Below are 16,008 nucleotides of genomic sequence, written 5' to 3' on the forward strand. Positions count from 1 at the left end.
ATGTTGTAGATGAAATGGAAACAGCAATTGGATGGTATGCAAGCATATAAGCCAGGGAAACCAATTGAAGAAGTACAACGTGAATATGGCTTAAAGGAAGTTATTAAATTAGCATCAAATGAAAATCCATTTGGATGCTCACCAAAGGTAACTGCTTATTTGCAAAATAATGCAGTGAATCATGCACTTTATCCAGACGGCTACGCTCAAAATTTGCGTACGGCTGTTGCGAATTATTTAGGCGTGCAAGAAACACAACTTCTTTTTGGAAATGGCTCTGATGACTTAATTGCTATTATTACGCGTGCCTTACTGTATCCAGGTGTCAATACTGTGATGGCTGACCCATCCTTCTCTCAATACTGGCATAATGCTGAAATTGAAGGTGCAGAAGTACGCAAAATTCCTTGCGTTGATGGCGCACATGATTTAGATGCGATGGCAGCAGCAATTGATGAACAAACATCTGTTGTATGGGTATGTAGCCCGAATAATCCTACAGGTGTTGTTATTCCTGATGCTGATTTACGTAATTTTTTAGCAAAAGTGCCAAGCGATGTTCTCGTTATTTTAGACGAGGCTTATATTGAATATGTGACACACTCAGGTCATAAAAATACATTGCCGATTATTGATGATTATCCAAATGTTCTTTTATTACGTACATTCTCAAAAGCATATGGTCTTGCCTCGTTCCGCGTTGGCTATGCCATTGGACAGCCTGAGGTCATTGCCAAGCTTGATCCTGTAAGAGCGCCATTTAATAATACAATTTTAAGTCAGGCTGTTGCAGCTATTGCACTTAGTGATCAGGACTATATTCAAGCATGTCGTGATGCAAATGAAAAAGGTAAAAAGCAATATGTTGAGTTTTGTGAAAAGCATAATTTGAAATACTTCCCATCTGATACAAACTTTATTTTCTTTGATACAAAGGCTGATAGTGATGTTGTGTTCCAAGAGCTGATGAAAAAGGGCTTTATTATCCGCAGTGGTAATGCTTTAGGAATGCCAGGATTTATCCGTGTGACAATTGGCACAGAGGCTCAAAATGCAGCATTGCTGAGCCAGCTTGATGTGATTTTAAAGGAACAGGGAGTTTTTGCATGACACGCAAAGTGCTCGTTATCGGGCTAGGCTTAATTGGTGGCTCTATTGCACTTGCTTTACAAAAAGCACCTGAAACTCGAATTATTGGCTATGATGTGGATGCTCAAACACGTGAGCATGCCAAAACATTAAATATTGTCCATGATATTGTCACAGACCCAAAGGAAGTTGCTGCGGATGCTGATGTTATTATTTTTGGCACACCCGTTAATGCAACACTTGAGTGGATGGAGCAATTAAAATCATGGCCATTAAAAAATAAAGTGATTGTAACAGATACAGGAAGTACCAAAAAATTAATTATGCAAAAAGCTGGGGAGCTACGTGAGCTTGGTATTACATTTATTGGTGGACACCCAATGGCAGGCTCTCATAAAAGTGGTGTGTTAGCTGCAAAGGCCCATCTTTTCGAGAATGCTTACTATATGCTAACGCCGCTTGCTGGTGAGGAAATTGTCCATATGGCACAGCTTGAAAGCTTGCTAAAATTCACGCATGCAAAGGTTGTTAGTGTATCTGCCAGCGAACACGATCATATGACAGCGGTTGTTAGTCATTTCCCGCATGTAATTGCTGCCTCACTTGTTCATCAACTAGGAGGCGAGAATGGGGAATACCCAATGACACGTTCCCTTGCAGCAGGTGGTTTTCGTGATGTGACACGTATCGCCTCCTCTAATCCTACCTTATGGCGAGATATTACGTTACAAAATCGTGATGAGCTACTGACACAGCTTGAGGGCTGGGAAAAGGAGATGCATCGCATTAAGGAACTACTAACAAGTGGTACAGCGCAAGATATTGAGGATTATTTTGCTGTTGCTAAAGAGCTGCGAGATGAATTACCAATTGGGGCAGGTGCTATGTATACACCGTTCGATTTATATGTGGATGTTCCTGACTATCCAGGTGTGATTTCAGAGGTGACAGGCTTGCTTGCGGATGAAGCGATTAGTATTACAAATTTAAGAATTGTAGAATCTCGTGAAGATGTTTTTGGTATTCTTGTTATTAGCTTCCAAAGTGAAAATGACCGTGAACGTGCAGCGACATGTATTCAAAAACGAGCGAAATTCGAAACATATATTTCATAGTATATTGATAATAGAGGCGGACTGCTAAGAAAACATTACCTTTCTTGGCAGTCCCGTCTTCATAGAAAGGGAGAAAATCAATGAGTGAAAAAGTTTTGCAATATAATAAGCCTTCTTTACAAGGAGCATTAACGATTCCTGGCGATAAGTCCGTTTCTCACCGTGCTGTGATGTTTGGAGCGATTGCTACAGGTACAACAACAGTGGAAGGTTTTTTATTAGGTGAAGACTGCTTAAGTACCATTGATTGCTTCCAAAAGCTTGGTGCTCGTATTAAGGTAGAGGGAACAAATGTAACAATTCAAAGTCCGGGAATTGACAATTGGCAGGAGCCTACAGAGGTATTGTATACAGGTAACTCAGGCACAACAACACGCTTAATGCTGGGCATTTTAGCAGGTTCTTCGGTTCATTCCGTCATGACAGGAGATGCCTCTATCGGCAAGCGACCAATGCGCCGTGTGATTGACCCGCTACGCCAAATGGGTGCTCACATTACAGGTCGTGCAAATGGACAATATACACCGCTTGCTATTCAAGGAACAAAACTGCAAGCAATTGATTATCAAATGCCTGTAGCGAGCGCACAAGTAAAATCTGCTATTTTACTTGCGGGCTTACGTGCTGAAGGAACGACAATTGTACGAGAAACAGAGGTATCGCGAGATCATACAGAGCGAATGCTGCGTCAATTTGGTGCACATGTAGATGTCAACAATGGGGTTGTTTCCATAGAAGGTGGACAAGCACTTCAAGGAACGCATGTTGCTGTACCAGGCGATATTTCCTCAGCAGCCTTCTTCTTAGTGGCAGGAGCTATTTGCGATAATAGTACAATAACGCTAGAAAATGTCGGCGTTAATCCAACGCGTGATGGTATTATAGAGGTTCTTCAAAAAATGGGGGCAGCAATGACAGTAACGCCAAATGATGCTGCACAAGCGGAGCCTACAGCAACAATACAAATAGCAGCATCATCATTATCCGCTACAACTATTCAAGGCGATATGATTCCACGTTTAATTGATGAAATTCCAATTATTGCACTGCTTGCTACACAAGCACAAGGTCGAACAGTGATTAAAGATGCTGAGGAGCTAAAAGTGAAGGAAACGGATCGTATAACAGCTGTTGTCAATGAGCTAACAAAGCTAGGAGCGAATATTGAAGCAACTGCAGATGGCATGATTATTCAAGGACCAACACCACTGCATGGTGCGAGCCTGCAAACATATGGTGATCATCGTATTGGCATGATGGGTGCAATTGCTGCATTAATTACAGATGGAGCAGTCACATTAGACGACGCTGACTGTATCGCTGTATCATACCCATCATTCTTTGAGCATATTGAAGCCGTGAAGAAATAAGCAATCATAAACTCTCCAAGCTTTTGGGGAGTTTTTTCTTGTTTCAATAGGAAATGTTTTGTAGCATAAAGGTATTAATGAAAGAATAGGTGAATAACTGTGAACAATGCGATGACTGAAATGATGCAAGCACTTGAGCAAGGAAACTTGGCATTAATCGATCAGCTACTGGAATCATTTTTAACAAAGGAGCTACCAGAGGATATCTATGCGCTAGCTGAAATTTTTATGCAATATGGATATATGAAGGAAGCTGACCGTGTGCTGGAGCATTTACAATTTTTATTTCCAGAGGAGGCACAGTTAAAAATAGATCATGCAAATGTGTTAATGGAGCTTGGTGATGAGGACGAGGCATTGGATTTATTATTAGCAATTGATGACACATCACAAGAGTACCCTCAAGCATTACTTGTTCTAGCCGATTATTATCAAATGCAAGGGCTATTTGAGGTAGCGGAAACCCGTATTAATGAGGCATTGGCAATTTTGCCAGACGAGCCATTACTGCACTTTGCGAAAGCCGAGCTGTTATTTGAAACAGGTCGCTTTTTAGAGGCTGCTAGATTGTATGAGGAATTATATGAGCAGCAAGGTGAATTTGCAGGGGTAAACCTTGTAGAGCGACTGGCAGAGGTCTATCGTGCAGGTGCTGCCTATGAAATAGCGTTTGATTATTATGTAAAAGCACTTGAGGATGAGGTAAAGCCTGATGTTTTATTTGGCGCTGCCTATTCTGCTTTCCAATCTCAAAAATATGAGATAGCCATTAAGCAATTGGAGGAATTAAAAGAATTAGACCCTGATTACTTCTCAGCGTATTTATTGCTTGCGGAAAGCTATGCCATGCTAGAGGATAATCAAAAAGCATACACGGCTATACAGGAAGGTTTAAAGCGCGATGAATATGATAAGTCACTCTATTTATTTGCAGGGAAAATGGCACTAAAAAATGGATTACCAGAGGAAGCGGAGCAATATTTGCGTGAGGCAATAGCGCTTGATCCTGAATATATGGAGGCAGTATTGGCTCTTACAGCCATTTTTGGACAGCAGGAGCGTTATGAGGACGTCATCGAATTGTTTGAAACCTTACAGCAAAATGATTTTGAATGGAGTGCGTTATATCCTTTTGCGGCAGAGGCATATGAAAATTTAGAATTGTACGACCGTGCATACGAATTTTACCGTTTGGCATATAATGATTTTAAGGAAGACGCAGCATTTTTAGAAAAATATGTTTACTTTTTAGTAGAGGAAGGCAAACGTTCAGAGGCAAAAGAGGTTCTTGAACAATTATTAAGCATACAACCAGGTGAACCAGTGTGGCAAGAGCTATTAGAAACCTTAGAATTTGAGTAAAGGGGGGAGTGGGTATGACTGCTTCTGTATCAGTTGTTGATAAAAAGGCATTTGTTCGATGGTTTTTAAAAAATTATCAATTGAAGCGACGAGAATGTGTATGGATTTTAAATTATTTATTAAGTAATGATGATCTTTTAAAACGAATCCGTTTTGTGGAGGAAGCTCACTATTGTCCAAGAGCAATGGTGATGTCAACAGTTGATTCAACAGGTGTGCCTTTTCGATTTTATAAAGGCAATGTAATGACGGCAGATGCTGAGAAATCATTCCATGATTTGCGCTTACATGAGCAGGAAGATATGTATATCCAATTGAATTTTCCAAATGTACCACCAAGTGCACAATACTTAGCAGTTCTAGAAGAAAACCCATATATGCCAGAAACACTGCTTGTGAGTGAAAAAGATCGGTTACTGGCGGAAGAACTGCTTTCCAATAGCTTACTCGTATTCCAGGAAGAAAAATTACTTGCACAAATTGATGAGGCTCTTGATAAGGGAGATAAGGAACGTTTTTATGAATTGTCTAATTTGTTACAAGCATTAAAGGAAACAACGAGTCATAGGTAAAATTTGAATGCCCTTTCACCGCTTTAATATGGTAACATTACTAGTGAATGATTGCTTTCACTTTTAATTGGTTATCCTATTAAAGTGTGGAGAAGGGCATTTTATTTTGCAGTAAAAGGAGGTTTGGTAAATGTATTTTAATGCAAACGATGTCACAGCATTTATGGCGCAGAAGGATTTTATTGATACAGCCATTGTGCCACTTGTATCCATCGATCTAGCTGCCGAAAAAATAAAGCAGAGCGGTGCGGAAGCAGATTTTATTATGTCTTTAACATCTTTTATAGAAAAGCAATTTAAGGGACGTCTGCTCGTTATGCCGCCATTTTCGTATATACCATCTTTAAAATCTGATGACTTGCCACAGCAATTAGAAGCACAATTACATAATGCTGGCTTTAAGCATGTGTTCTTCGTTACTTGCGATCATTTTTGGACAAGTATTGGAGATAACGTAAATATGATTTGGTTACCAGCAATTCCACTAGAAAGTATGGATGCGAATGTTAAAAAATCTATCTTGGAAGATCAGTTGCGCCAAGTGATTCCATTGCTTTCGACGAAATGGGCACAAATGTAACATTTAGCTTCAATAAATGTTCACATTCTCCAGCTTTCCACAGAATGCTATATTGACCAAGCTATGGACTTGATATATCATATATATGTCCTAGTATTACTATTTGTAAAAGTATGTCCGTTGGACTGACCTTTAAGTTAGAGGGGGGGAAAATAAGTGAGTAAAAATCGAGTTTCACGTCGTCAGTTTCTAAGCTATACACTGACTGGTGTAGGTGGATTTATGGCGGCAGGTATGCTAATGCCAATGGTTCGTTTTGCAATTGATCCAGTGTTACAAAAGCATGATGGTGGAGATTTTGTGAAAACAGAGCATAAAATCGCTGACCTGACTGAAGAGCCAGTAAAAGTTGACTTTTCATATGAACAAGTGGATGCATGGTACAAATCACAGGTTACAGATGTAGCATGGGTTTATAAAAGTGGCGATCAAATCATTGCCCTTTCACCAGTTTGTAAGCATTTAGGTTGTATGGTGGACTGGGGTGGAGATTCAGCACACCCTGATCAATTCTTCTGCCCATGTCACGCAGGACGTTACGAGAAAAACGGGAAAAACGTTGCAGGTACACCGCCTCTAGGTCCGTTGGATGAATTTGATGTACAAGAAGAAGATGGCTATTTAATGATTGGTCCAGCAAAAGCAAATACTCTAGTTAAATAAGTAAGGGGGTACGACAAAAGTGCTAAATAAAATTTATGATTGGGTCGATGAACGCTTAGATATTACACCGATTTGGCGTGATATTGCCGACCACGAAGTGCCAGAGCACGTTAACCCTGCACATCATTTTTCAGCATTCGTTTATTGCTTTGGTGGATTAACATTCTTCATCACAGTAATTCAAATTTTATCTGGTATGTTCCTAACAATGTACTATGTACCAGACGTTGTGAATGCTTGGAAATCAGTTTATTATTTACAAAACGAAGTAGCATTTGGTGAAATCGTACGTGGTATGCACCACTGGGGAGCTTCATTAGTTATCGTAATGATGTTCTTACATACACTTCGTGTATTCTTCACGGGTTCTTATAAGAAGCCTCGTGAGTTAAACTGGATGGTTGGTGTAGGTATTTTTGGTGTAATGATGGGTCTTGGTTTTACAGGATACTTATTACCATGGGATATGAAAGCATTATTCGCTACAAAAGTAGGTATCGAAATTGCTGCATCTGTACCGTTTATCGGTGAAATGATTAAAATATTATTAGCGGGTGACACAACGATTCTAGGTGCTCAAACGTTAACACGATTCTTTGCGATTCATGTATTCTTCTTGCCTGCAGTATTGTTTGGGTTACTTGCAGCACACTTTATCATGATTCGTCGACAAGGAATTTCAGGACCGTTGTAATGAACGAAACGGTTCAATGATCTTTAAAAGGAGGGGACACTATGCATCGCGGAAAAGGAATGAAATTTGTCGGCGATTCACGTATTAAAGCGAATCACAGAATGCCGAACGTTCCGAAGGATTATTCCGAATATCCAGGTAAGACGGAAGCTTTCTGGCCGAACTTCTTACTGAAGGAATGGATGGTAGGTGCTGTATTTTTAATTGGATACTTGTTATTAACAGTCGCTCACCCGTCACCACTTGAAGGGCCGGCTGATCCAACTAGAGCATATACACCACTACCGGACTGGTACTTCTTATTTATGTATCAACTTTTAAAATACTCATTTGCTTCTGGTCCATACAATGTAATTGGAGCTATTGTGATGCCAGGTCTTGCATTTGGAGCGCTATTATTAATGCCATTTTTAGACAAAGGTCCAGAGCGCCGTCCATCTAAACGTCCATTACCAACAGCGTTTATGCTATTAACATTAGCAGCAATGTTCTACCTAACTTGGGAGTCAGTGGCTAACCATGACTGGGTAGCTCAAAAAGAGATGGGTAAAATTCCAACACAAGTGGAATTTAATGTAGATGAAACACTTCCAGGTTATGCAATTTGGACAGGTGAAACTGGTGAGCAAGCGAAATCATGTATTTCTTGTCACGCTGCTGACTTTACAGAAGCACCAGCAGCACCTGCATTAGGTGGTAATACTTTAACGGCTGAGGAAGTTGAAGATATTATTCATAATGGTCGTGGTGCGATGCCAGCAGGTCAATTCAATGGAACAGATGAAGAAGCAAAGCAATTAGCTGAATTTATTGCAAGCTTAAAACCTGTTGAATAAACTATAATTTAAAAGAGTCAGGAAACTGGCTCTTTTTTTCTACCTTCATGCTGTGGCTGAAACGTAAGCCTAAAAGTTCCCTTATACATAGTAGGATAAAAAAATGGCATTATCGTGCTGTTAAATATTACGGTAGAGGTACATAATAAGCTGTAACTATTTTTAGTAAAGCTGGGAGTCAAGGAGTTGTAATCATGCACATAATACGAGCGAATATTTGGTATCTTCTCACCCATAAATCCTTTTTAATCACCTTGCTCATCATTAATGTAATAGGAACGATTTATGGCTATTATTGGTATGGTTGGCAGCTTGCAATGACGAAGCCTATTTTTTATATTTTTGTACCAGATAGCCCTACAGCGAGCCTCTTTTTTTGCTTTGTTTTGCTAGCTTGGATTATGGGCAAAAGCTGGCCGCTGATGGAAGTTTTAGCGCTTGTTACATTAGTGAAATATGGTTTATGGGCAGATGTCATGAATATTTGGACATTGATTGAAACAGGCTCTATTGGCTGGCAAGGTTGGATGCTTGTAGGTTCACATTTTGCGATGGCAGTACAGGCAGTTTTATATATTCAAAAATACGTTTTTTCTTATGGGCATGTAGTGATAGCGGCTATTTGGACATTGCATAATGATGTCATTGATTATGTTTTTGGACAAATGCCAATGTATCGAGATTTAGCCAACTACACAAGCTATATTGGCTACTTTACATTTTGGTTATCCATTGCCTGTATTTTACTCGCTATTTTCTCAATTAAATGGCGCAAATATTTGCCGAATTAGAGCATTAATTATAAAATTATAGTATCGAGGTAGAAAGGGGTTAGAATATTGTCAACAGGCATGTATATTGTTTATTTTGTAATTATTATGCTGTTGCCGCTTTACGCACAAATGAAGGTAAAGGGGACGTATAAGAAATTTGCAAAACAACGTACAATGAAGGGACAAACAGGTGCAGAGGTAGCGCGTGCGATTTTAGATGCCAATGGTTTATATGATGTACGAGTTGTTCCGACACAAGGTGTGTTGTCAGATCATTATAATCCGGCAACCAAGACTGTTGCTTTATCAGAGAGTAACTTTTATGAAGCGAGTGTTGCAGGTGCTGCTGTAGCTGCCCATGAGGTAGGCCACGCCATCCAACATAAAGAAGCTTATTCTATGCTTACTTTACGCAGTAAGCTCGTTCCAGTGGCTAATATTTCATCAAATATGTCTTGGATTTTCGTAATGATTGGTATTTTTGCAAGTAGTACAAATTTCTTGCTGTTAGGGATTGTCCTATTAGCAGCGGGGGTTGTCTTCCAATTGGTAACATTGCCAGTAGAATTTGATGCATCTAAACGCGCTTTAGTGCAAATGAATTCACTTGGGATTATTACAAATGAAGAGGAGCGTCCAGCACGTAAAGTATTAAGTGCCGCAGCTTTAACATATGTGGCAGCAGCAGCAGTCGCTGTATTAGAGCTATTACGTTTAATTTTAATATTTACAAATATGCGCGGTGATGACTAAGAGAAAACTTGTTATGGTTGTATGACCATAACAAGTCAGACTGTAGACAAAAGCCATCGAGAGGTTCACTCTCGATGGCTTTTGTCATTTTTCTTCCTATTTCTTTTATAGATTTGGTTATATACAACCAAATCTAGCATACTCTTCGAGCATAGTTGCTCTCTTAAGCTACTTGCCACGTCCAAGTAGCCAGTTTCTTTAAATTAATGGCAGCAAAAGTAAGCATCGCCTGCATGGACAATTTTTTTAGACCTCTTAAGGTTGTCCAACGCATACCATGCTTTTCTTTTGCATCCGCAAATACACGCTCAATCGTTTCTTTGCGCTTTGCATAAATCTGTTTGATGTCATAGGAATGGCGTAAATGTTCAGCTTCCTCCACATATGACTCCCAGATATGGCGTTGAATGAGTTTTTGATGATGCTTACTTTCTGTACATTGGGAAAGGTTTGGACACTTCGCACAAATCAAAGGATTCGATTTATATTGCCGATATCCTCCTTTCGTCGTTGTTGCATACTTCAATATCTGCCCTTGTGGGCAAAGATAACAATTATAATGCTCGTCATATATATACTCATGCTTTCGGAAGAATCCATCTTTCGTTTTAGGTCGTGTATACGGAAGAACAGGCAACATTTGATTCTCTAATAAAAAGTTCGTAATCGCTGGTGTTTTATAGGCTGCATCTGCCGCAACAGCGATTGGTTTTTGAACGTTTTGAATGACTCTTTCAACAAGTGGCTGCAATACATGGCTATCGTGCACATTTCCCGGAGTCACAATGGCACCTAAGACAAAGCCCTTTTCATCTGTCGCTGCATGAAAGGAATACGCAAACTGCTTCGTACGTTCATCCTTCACGTAATACCCACTTTCAGGATCTGTCGTGCTTTCCTTTATTTCTTTCCATTCTTCCTTTTCAAACTTCTCCGGGGGAAAGGGCTTTTTTCCGTGTTCTTCACGATCCATATTTAACTCTAATTGAAGTTTTTCTTCATAAGCCCGTGTTTCTTTTCGTACAACCTTTTTATCATACTTCCGTTTATTCGCACTCGCTTTCACATGCGTAGAATCGATAAATAAATGGTCTGCATGGAGGAGTCCTTGATGCATAATCTCTTTTAATATACGATAGAATATCTGCTCAAATATATCAGTGTCTTGAAAGCGACGGACATAATTTTTACCGAAGGTAGAGAAATGCGGGACTTCTGTATGGAAGCCAAATCCTAAAAACCAACGATACGCCATATTCGTTTCAATTTCTTTGATGGTTTGACGCATGGACCGTATACCAAAAACGTACTGAATAAACGTCATTTTAAAGAGAACAACAGGATCAATACTAGGGCGTCCTTTAGCAGAGTAGAGATTTTCTACTAAAGGATAGATAAATGAAAAATCAATAGCCGCCTCTAGTTTTCGCACTAAATGATCTTGGGGAACTAATTGATCAATCGTTAGCATTTCTAATTGTTCACGTTCATTGATTTGATTTTTTGTCATCATGGTTGATCACCTCGAAAGTGTACTTTTTATCAATAGATGAATAAGGAATTCTTTATGTAGAAGTTGATTGGAACGAAGGGTGGCGACTCCTGCGGGAAAAGCGGGAAAGTCGAGATCCTGGACTGAGCGAAGCGAGGGAAGCAGCTCGACCCCGCCCGCGGAAAGCGTCCGCCCGTAGTGGAAATCAACGGCTTTACTTTATTTTATTGTAAAAGAAAAAAGACTGTAGGCAAACTCAAAATTCATTGAGTTTGTCTACAGTCTGACTTGTTATGGTTGTATGACCATAACAAGTTTTTCATCTATTCAAAACCAACTGGCTGCCATAATGGACAAATTCGCTCTGTCCTAATCTCTTTTTAAAAAGGGAATCGTTAAAATTGAGAACAATGGAAAAATCAAATATAAAGACTTTAAATCCATCAGCGTTAAGAACCAAATATCCATACAACCTATCAAAATGAACCCTATACTATTAAACAGCATAAATGAAACAAACCTATTTCCAAGCTTTTCAGAAAGATAAATATTAATAGGAACTACTAAAAAAGCCGTAAATAAATAGATGGCTAAAAACAGCATTATTAACATCGCTAGCCTTAAATACATTTGCTCTGACTCCAATAGTCCTTCAATAAAATGAATACTTAGCACAGTAATGAATGTTACTATTATCGGAAACAAAAGCATCTTCGCTTTATAATTTTTTTCCATTTCTGTTACCTCTCTGAGTTATTATAATCCAGTCCTTCATTTGAACTGAATTATAATAACCATTATGCTAAATTAGTAAAGGAGTGATCCTTCCTAGCAAGTTTTTTCTCTTATTCGTTTAATGCAGTGGCTGTTTTTGTTCATCCAATGTAAAGCCTTCCCCTGCTACATCTCGCACTTCAATAATCGATACGAAAGCATGGGGGTCAACCTCATGGATAATTGATTTTAAACGCACAACTTCATTGCGACCAATCACACAATAAATAACCTCTTTCGGTTGTTTTGTAAAATGCCCATGTCCTTCTAAAATCGTGATGCCTCGCTCCATGCGTAGCGCAATCGTCTTTGCGATAACATCCGATTGCTCAGAAATAATAAGAGCACCACGAGCGGCATATGCACCATCCTGTACGAAATCTATCACACGTGCGCCAACAAAGACTGCCACTAATGTGTACATCATTGAACGAGCATCTAAGAATGTTAACCATGATAGCATAATAACAATGGCATCAAAGATAAACATCGTCTTCCCCATGCTCCAGCCTAAATATTTATGTCCTAGTCGAGCTAAAATATCAACACCACCTGTTGTACCGCCATAGCGGAAAACAATACCAAGCCCTAATCCAACAAAGACACCCGCGAAAAGTGCAACAAGCAGCATATCATCCTCTAAATGAATCGTAAATTGATACTTTTGGAAAACTTTAAGGAAAACAGATACGGATAATGTCCCAACTAACGTATAAATAAAGGATTTTTTTCCAAGTAAACGATAACCAATAATAAACATCGGAATATTTAATAATAGGTTCATTAAGGCAGGGTCCCAACCTAATGTAAAATAAAGTATAAGTGTGATCCCACTAAGTCCACCCTCACCAAGCTGATTTTGCATGTTGAAGTGAACAAAGCCGAAGCTAAAAATTGCCGCTCCGAGCATTATTGCGATAATATTACGAATTTTAAGCTGTTTTAACATTTGACCTCCTGTAGTTCCAATCAATGAAGTAGTGATATCTATTATCACGTCTGTTGATTAACTAAATTTTCCTATAAAAAACTAATAAAAAAGAGAGATTCCATGTAAAATGTAAGTTACCACACCAACATTTACGAGGAGGAATCTCTCATGGCTAAGAATACCACGATTTTCACATTACTTCAAAACTTTATTTCACAGGAAGAACTGGACGGGATTCTAGCTGAGTTTCAGTTTGAAGATACGGCTCGTAAATGTAATGTAGCGACACTTTTAGACTACTTGGTTGGTGCTGCTACATTTGAATGGAAAAGTATGCGCCACGCTGCGGATGTTGCACCCGCACACGGCTTAAAATCAGTGGACTATTCGACACTTTCAAAACGTTTAGGTGAACTGAATTACCTCATCGTGAAGCGTATTTTCGAATTAATTGTCGGCCGATTAAACCGAGCTGCAAGGCGTTCTCTCAAGTTAAAAAAAGAACTTCTGGCAATTGATTCGACAACGATTACGGTCGGAAAAACTCGTTTACCATGGGCGCTTTATCACGGGAATCGTTCAGGGATCAAACTGCACGTCAGCTTTACAAATGAAACAGGTATGCCTCTTCAAATCGTTGAAACAACTGGGCTGAAGCATGATGGTCCAATCGGTGTTCAATTAGAAGATAAGCGTTTTATTTTAGTGGCGGATCGTGCTTATTTTTCAATTGATAAAGTCGATCGATATGCAAAAACGCAGCAGGATTTTGTCATTCGTTTAAAAGAGAATATTCAGTTAAACCGTAAAAAATCGTTACAACGAGCAGCTGTGGAAGGTTCAAATATCGTCGCAGACTTTACTTGTACGCTAGGTACGGCACAAAAACAAACCGAAAAACGCCATCGTATTGTCGAGTTTACCGATTATGAAGGTGCGATTGTACGTGTCGTCACGAATCTTCGCGATGTATCCGCAGAAGAAATCGCAGGCATGTATAAGGAACGTTGGGCAATCGAATCCTTCTTTCGCTGGATTAAACAAAATTTAAATGTGCCAGTATTATTTGGCACGACTAAAAATGCGGTATTTAGTCAGCTTTTCGCCGCGTTAATTGCCTATGTTTTATTAAAGTTTTTACACAGCCGCATTCAGTTGAAATCAGACGTAGACTCCTTGTCATTCGCAGGTTTTACACGCCTGTTTCTTTGGCATGCGCTTCCGGTGAAATGGCGAACGTACGTCGAAGAAATCTTATCATCAGCTCGGATGATTTATCAAAAAAGTGTTACGTGATTTTGGCTAATCAACACGCGTGATCTATTATCTGACATTTTATTGGTTTTGACAACAATGGTGTAAATTTTATACGATGGTAAATAGGAGTGTGATGAACTATGACAGAACAACTATCAATGCAAGCTCTGCAACAACGTGTGGATGATTATATAGGACAATTTAAAGAAGGCTATTTTCCACCATTTGAGCTATTAGCGCGTCTTACAGAGGAGCTTGGTGAGCTATCGCGTGAAGTGCAGGATGTATACGGGCAAAAAAAGAAAAAGAGTACGGAAGGAACAAATAGTATTGAAGAAGAGCTAGGGGACTTTTTCTTTGTCCTAGTATGCTTTGCAAATGCACAAGGCATTCAATTAGATCAAGCACTTTTACGCGTCATACATAAGTTTGAAACGAGAGATAAGGATCGTTGGACAAGAAAGGATGAAGAATAATGTCGATTCGTGTAGCCATTGCAGGAGCAAGAGGAAAAATGGGAGCTGAGGCTGTACATACGGTTATGAAACATGACAAAATGGAATTAGTAGCTGTACTAGATTATAAGGAAGTAGGAAAAACATTAGCTGATTTAGAAATGTTTCCAGCCAGTTACACAGCACCTATCTTTACAGATATGCATGAGCTTGTAGAAGCAACTGCACCAGACGTACTAGTAGACCTAACAAATCCCCATGCAGTATACAAACATACTAAAGAGGCATTGACATTAAATGTGCGACCTGTCATTGGTACAACGGGATTTACAGATGTACAGCTTGAGGAATTAACAGCAATAGCTAAAGAAAAAGAACTAGGCTGTATTATCGCACCCAACTTTGCCATCGGTGCTATTTTAATGATGAAATTCGCCAAAGAAGCAGCAAAATACTTACCTGATGTAGAAATTATAGAAATGCACCACGATCAAAAGCTTGATGCACCCTCTGGCACAGCCGTAAAAACTGCACAATTAATACAAGAGGTTCGTGCACCAAAAGCTCAAGGACATCCAGAAGAAAAAGAAACCATTGCAGGTGCAAGAGGTGGAGATATTGATGGCATGCGTATTCACTCCGTACGCTTACCGGGTTTAGTGGCACACCAGCAAGTATTATTTGGAGGGGATGGGCAGCTGTTAACAATTCGCCATGATTCACTAAATCGTAACTCTTTTATGTCAGGTGTGGCATTTTGTATAGAAGAGGTTATGAAAATGGATCAGCTTGTATATGGTTTAGAAAACATCATTTAAAGATGGGGATGGAAGCTATATGAAAATCGCATTAATTGCACACGATCATAAAAAAGATAATTTAGTACAGTTTGCTATTGCTTACCAAAATATTTTACAGGAGCATACCCTATATGCGACGGGCACAACAGGACAACGTGTAATTGAAGCTACTGGTTTAGAGGTTACACGTTTTCGTTCAGGTCCTCTTGGTGGCGACCAACAAATTGGCGCAATGATTGCCAATAATGATATGGACATGGTCATTTTTTTCCGTGATCCTTTAACAGCACAACCACATGAGCCAGACGTTTCTGCACTTATCCGTCTTTGTGATGTTTACCAAGTGCCACTGGCAACAAATATGGGTACAGCAGAAATACTACTAAAGGGCCTACAGGAAGGCTTTGTGGATTGGAGAATGATACAAGAAAGACGCAATTAATCAATTACGCCTCAGCGTAATTGTCGCTTCGCTTTCGATACAAAAAGAAT

Annotated in this window: 18 protein-coding genes; 15 read left to right on the forward strand and 3 right to left on the reverse strand. The window is 39.4% G+C overall.

All coding sequences use genetic code 11. From position 1 onward, the window contains the following. The first annotated feature begins 9 nt into the window (after positions 1-9). The 11 genes from hisC (at position 10) to MHB42_RS06965 (ending at position 9,807) form a co-directional block, all read left to right on the forward strand. Entirely contained in the window at positions 10-1,110 is a 1,101-nt protein-coding gene (hisC, locus tag MHB42_RS06915) for a histidinol-phosphate transaminase (protein ID WP_340805215.1), read from the forward strand. Continuing rightward, positions 1,107-2,204, forward strand: a complete 1,098-nt coding sequence (locus MHB42_RS06920; RefSeq protein WP_340805216.1) for a prephenate dehydrogenase — start codon at positions 1,107-1,109, stop codon at positions 2,202-2,204. Before hisC ends, MHB42_RS06920 begins: the two co-directional genes overlap by 4 nt. A gap of 80 nt (positions 2,205-2,284) precedes the next feature. Then, positions 2,285-3,574 carry a 3-phosphoshikimate 1-carboxyvinyltransferase gene (aroA, locus tag MHB42_RS06925; protein WP_340805217.1) on the forward strand — a complete coding sequence of 430 codons (1,290 nt, stop codon included), beginning with the start codon at positions 2,285-2,287 and terminating at the stop codon, positions 3,572-3,574. Between the two features lie 111 nt (positions 3,575-3,685). Beyond that, entirely contained in the window at positions 3,686-4,936 is a 1,251-nt protein-coding gene (locus MHB42_RS06930) for a tetratricopeptide repeat protein (RefSeq protein WP_340808547.1), read from the forward strand. A gap of 14 nt (positions 4,937-4,950) precedes the next feature. Beyond that, entirely contained in the window at positions 4,951-5,508 is a 558-nt protein-coding gene (locus MHB42_RS06935; RefSeq protein ID WP_340805218.1) for a ReoY family proteolytic degradation factor, read from the forward strand. Positions 5,509-5,638: 130 nt separating this feature from the next. Beyond that, entirely contained in the window at positions 5,639-6,088 is a 450-nt protein-coding gene (locus tag MHB42_RS06940; protein ID WP_340805219.1) for a YpiF family protein, read from the forward strand. Positions 6,089-6,244: 156 nt separating this feature from the next. Then, a complete protein-coding gene (locus MHB42_RS06945) occupies positions 6,245-6,751 on the forward strand; it encodes a QcrA and Rieske domain-containing protein (protein ID WP_340805220.1) in 507 nt (168 codons plus the stop codon). A gap of 19 nt (positions 6,752-6,770) precedes the next feature. Further along, the gene (qcrB, locus tag MHB42_RS06950; protein WP_340805221.1) at positions 6,771-7,445 is read left to right on the forward strand and encodes a menaquinol-cytochrome c reductase cytochrome b subunit; all 675 of its coding nucleotides are present in this window, start codon (positions 6,771-6,773) and stop codon (positions 7,443-7,445) included. A gap of 41 nt (positions 7,446-7,486) precedes the next feature. Beyond that, positions 7,487-8,281, forward strand: a complete 795-nt coding sequence (locus MHB42_RS06955) for a menaquinol-cytochrome c reductase cytochrome b/c subunit (protein ID WP_340805222.1) — start codon at positions 7,487-7,489, stop codon at positions 8,279-8,281. Between the two features lie 194 nt (positions 8,282-8,475). After that, the gene (locus MHB42_RS06960) at positions 8,476-9,072 is read left to right on the forward strand and encodes a DUF1405 domain-containing protein (protein WP_340805223.1); all 597 of its coding nucleotides are present in this window, start codon (positions 8,476-8,478) and stop codon (positions 9,070-9,072) included. A gap of 60 nt (positions 9,073-9,132) precedes the next feature. Further along, on the forward strand, positions 9,133-9,807 hold the full coding sequence (locus MHB42_RS06965; RefSeq protein ID WP_340808548.1) for a zinc metallopeptidase: 675 nt from the start codon (positions 9,133-9,135) through the stop codon (positions 9,805-9,807). A gap of 163 nt (positions 9,808-9,970) precedes the next feature. Here the strand turns inward: MHB42_RS06965 and MHB42_RS06970 are convergent, their stop codons facing one another. The 3 genes from MHB42_RS06970 to MHB42_RS06980 all read right to left on the reverse strand — a co-directional run bounded on the left by MHB42_RS06970 (position 9,971) and on the right by MHB42_RS06980 (position 13,022). Then, positions 9,971-11,320: an IS1182 family transposase gene (locus tag MHB42_RS06970; protein WP_340803925.1), complete on the reverse strand. Its 1,350-nt coding sequence runs from the start codon at positions 11,318-11,320 to the stop codon at positions 9,971-9,973. 348 nt (positions 11,321-11,668) lie between these two features. Further along, positions 11,669-12,034 carry a pilus assembly protein PilB gene (locus MHB42_RS06975; RefSeq protein ID WP_340805224.1) on the reverse strand — a complete coding sequence of 122 codons (366 nt, stop codon included), beginning with the start codon at positions 12,032-12,034 and terminating at the stop codon, positions 11,669-11,671. Positions 12,035-12,152: 118 nt separating this feature from the next. Next, positions 12,153-13,022 (reverse strand): YitT family protein, encoded by an 870-nt coding sequence (locus MHB42_RS06980; RefSeq protein ID WP_340805225.1) that lies wholly within the window; start codon positions 13,020-13,022, stop codon positions 12,153-12,155. A gap of 150 nt (positions 13,023-13,172) precedes the next feature. Here MHB42_RS06980 and MHB42_RS06985 point away from each other — a divergent pair, with 150 nt between their 5' ends. The 4 genes from MHB42_RS06985 to mgsA all read left to right on the forward strand — a co-directional run bounded on the left by MHB42_RS06985 (position 13,173) and on the right by mgsA (position 15,958). Further along, the gene (locus MHB42_RS06985; RefSeq protein WP_340804000.1) at positions 13,173-14,300 is read left to right on the forward strand and encodes an IS4 family transposase; all 1,128 of its coding nucleotides are present in this window, start codon (positions 13,173-13,175) and stop codon (positions 14,298-14,300) included. A 101-nt stretch (positions 14,301-14,401) separates the two neighbouring features. Further along, entirely contained in the window at positions 14,402-14,737 is a 336-nt protein-coding gene (locus MHB42_RS06990) for a nucleotide pyrophosphohydrolase (RefSeq protein ID WP_340805226.1), read from the forward strand. After that, positions 14,737-15,534 (forward strand): 4-hydroxy-tetrahydrodipicolinate reductase, encoded by a 798-nt coding sequence (dapB, locus tag MHB42_RS06995; RefSeq protein ID WP_340805227.1) that lies wholly within the window; start codon positions 14,737-14,739, stop codon positions 15,532-15,534. The genes MHB42_RS06990 and dapB overlap by 1 nt, the downstream gene beginning before the upstream one ends. 19 nt (positions 15,535-15,553) lie before the next feature. Next, positions 15,554-15,958, forward strand: coding sequence for a methylglyoxal synthase (gene mgsA, locus MHB42_RS07000; protein WP_340805228.1), 405 nt, complete (start codon positions 15,554-15,556; stop codon positions 15,956-15,958). Positions 15,959-16,008: the final 50 nt, after the last annotated feature.

The organism is Lysinibacillus sp. FSL K6-0232 (assembly GCF_038008325.1).
Taxonomy (GTDB): Bacteria; Bacillota; Bacilli; order Bacillales_A; family Planococcaceae; genus Lysinibacillus.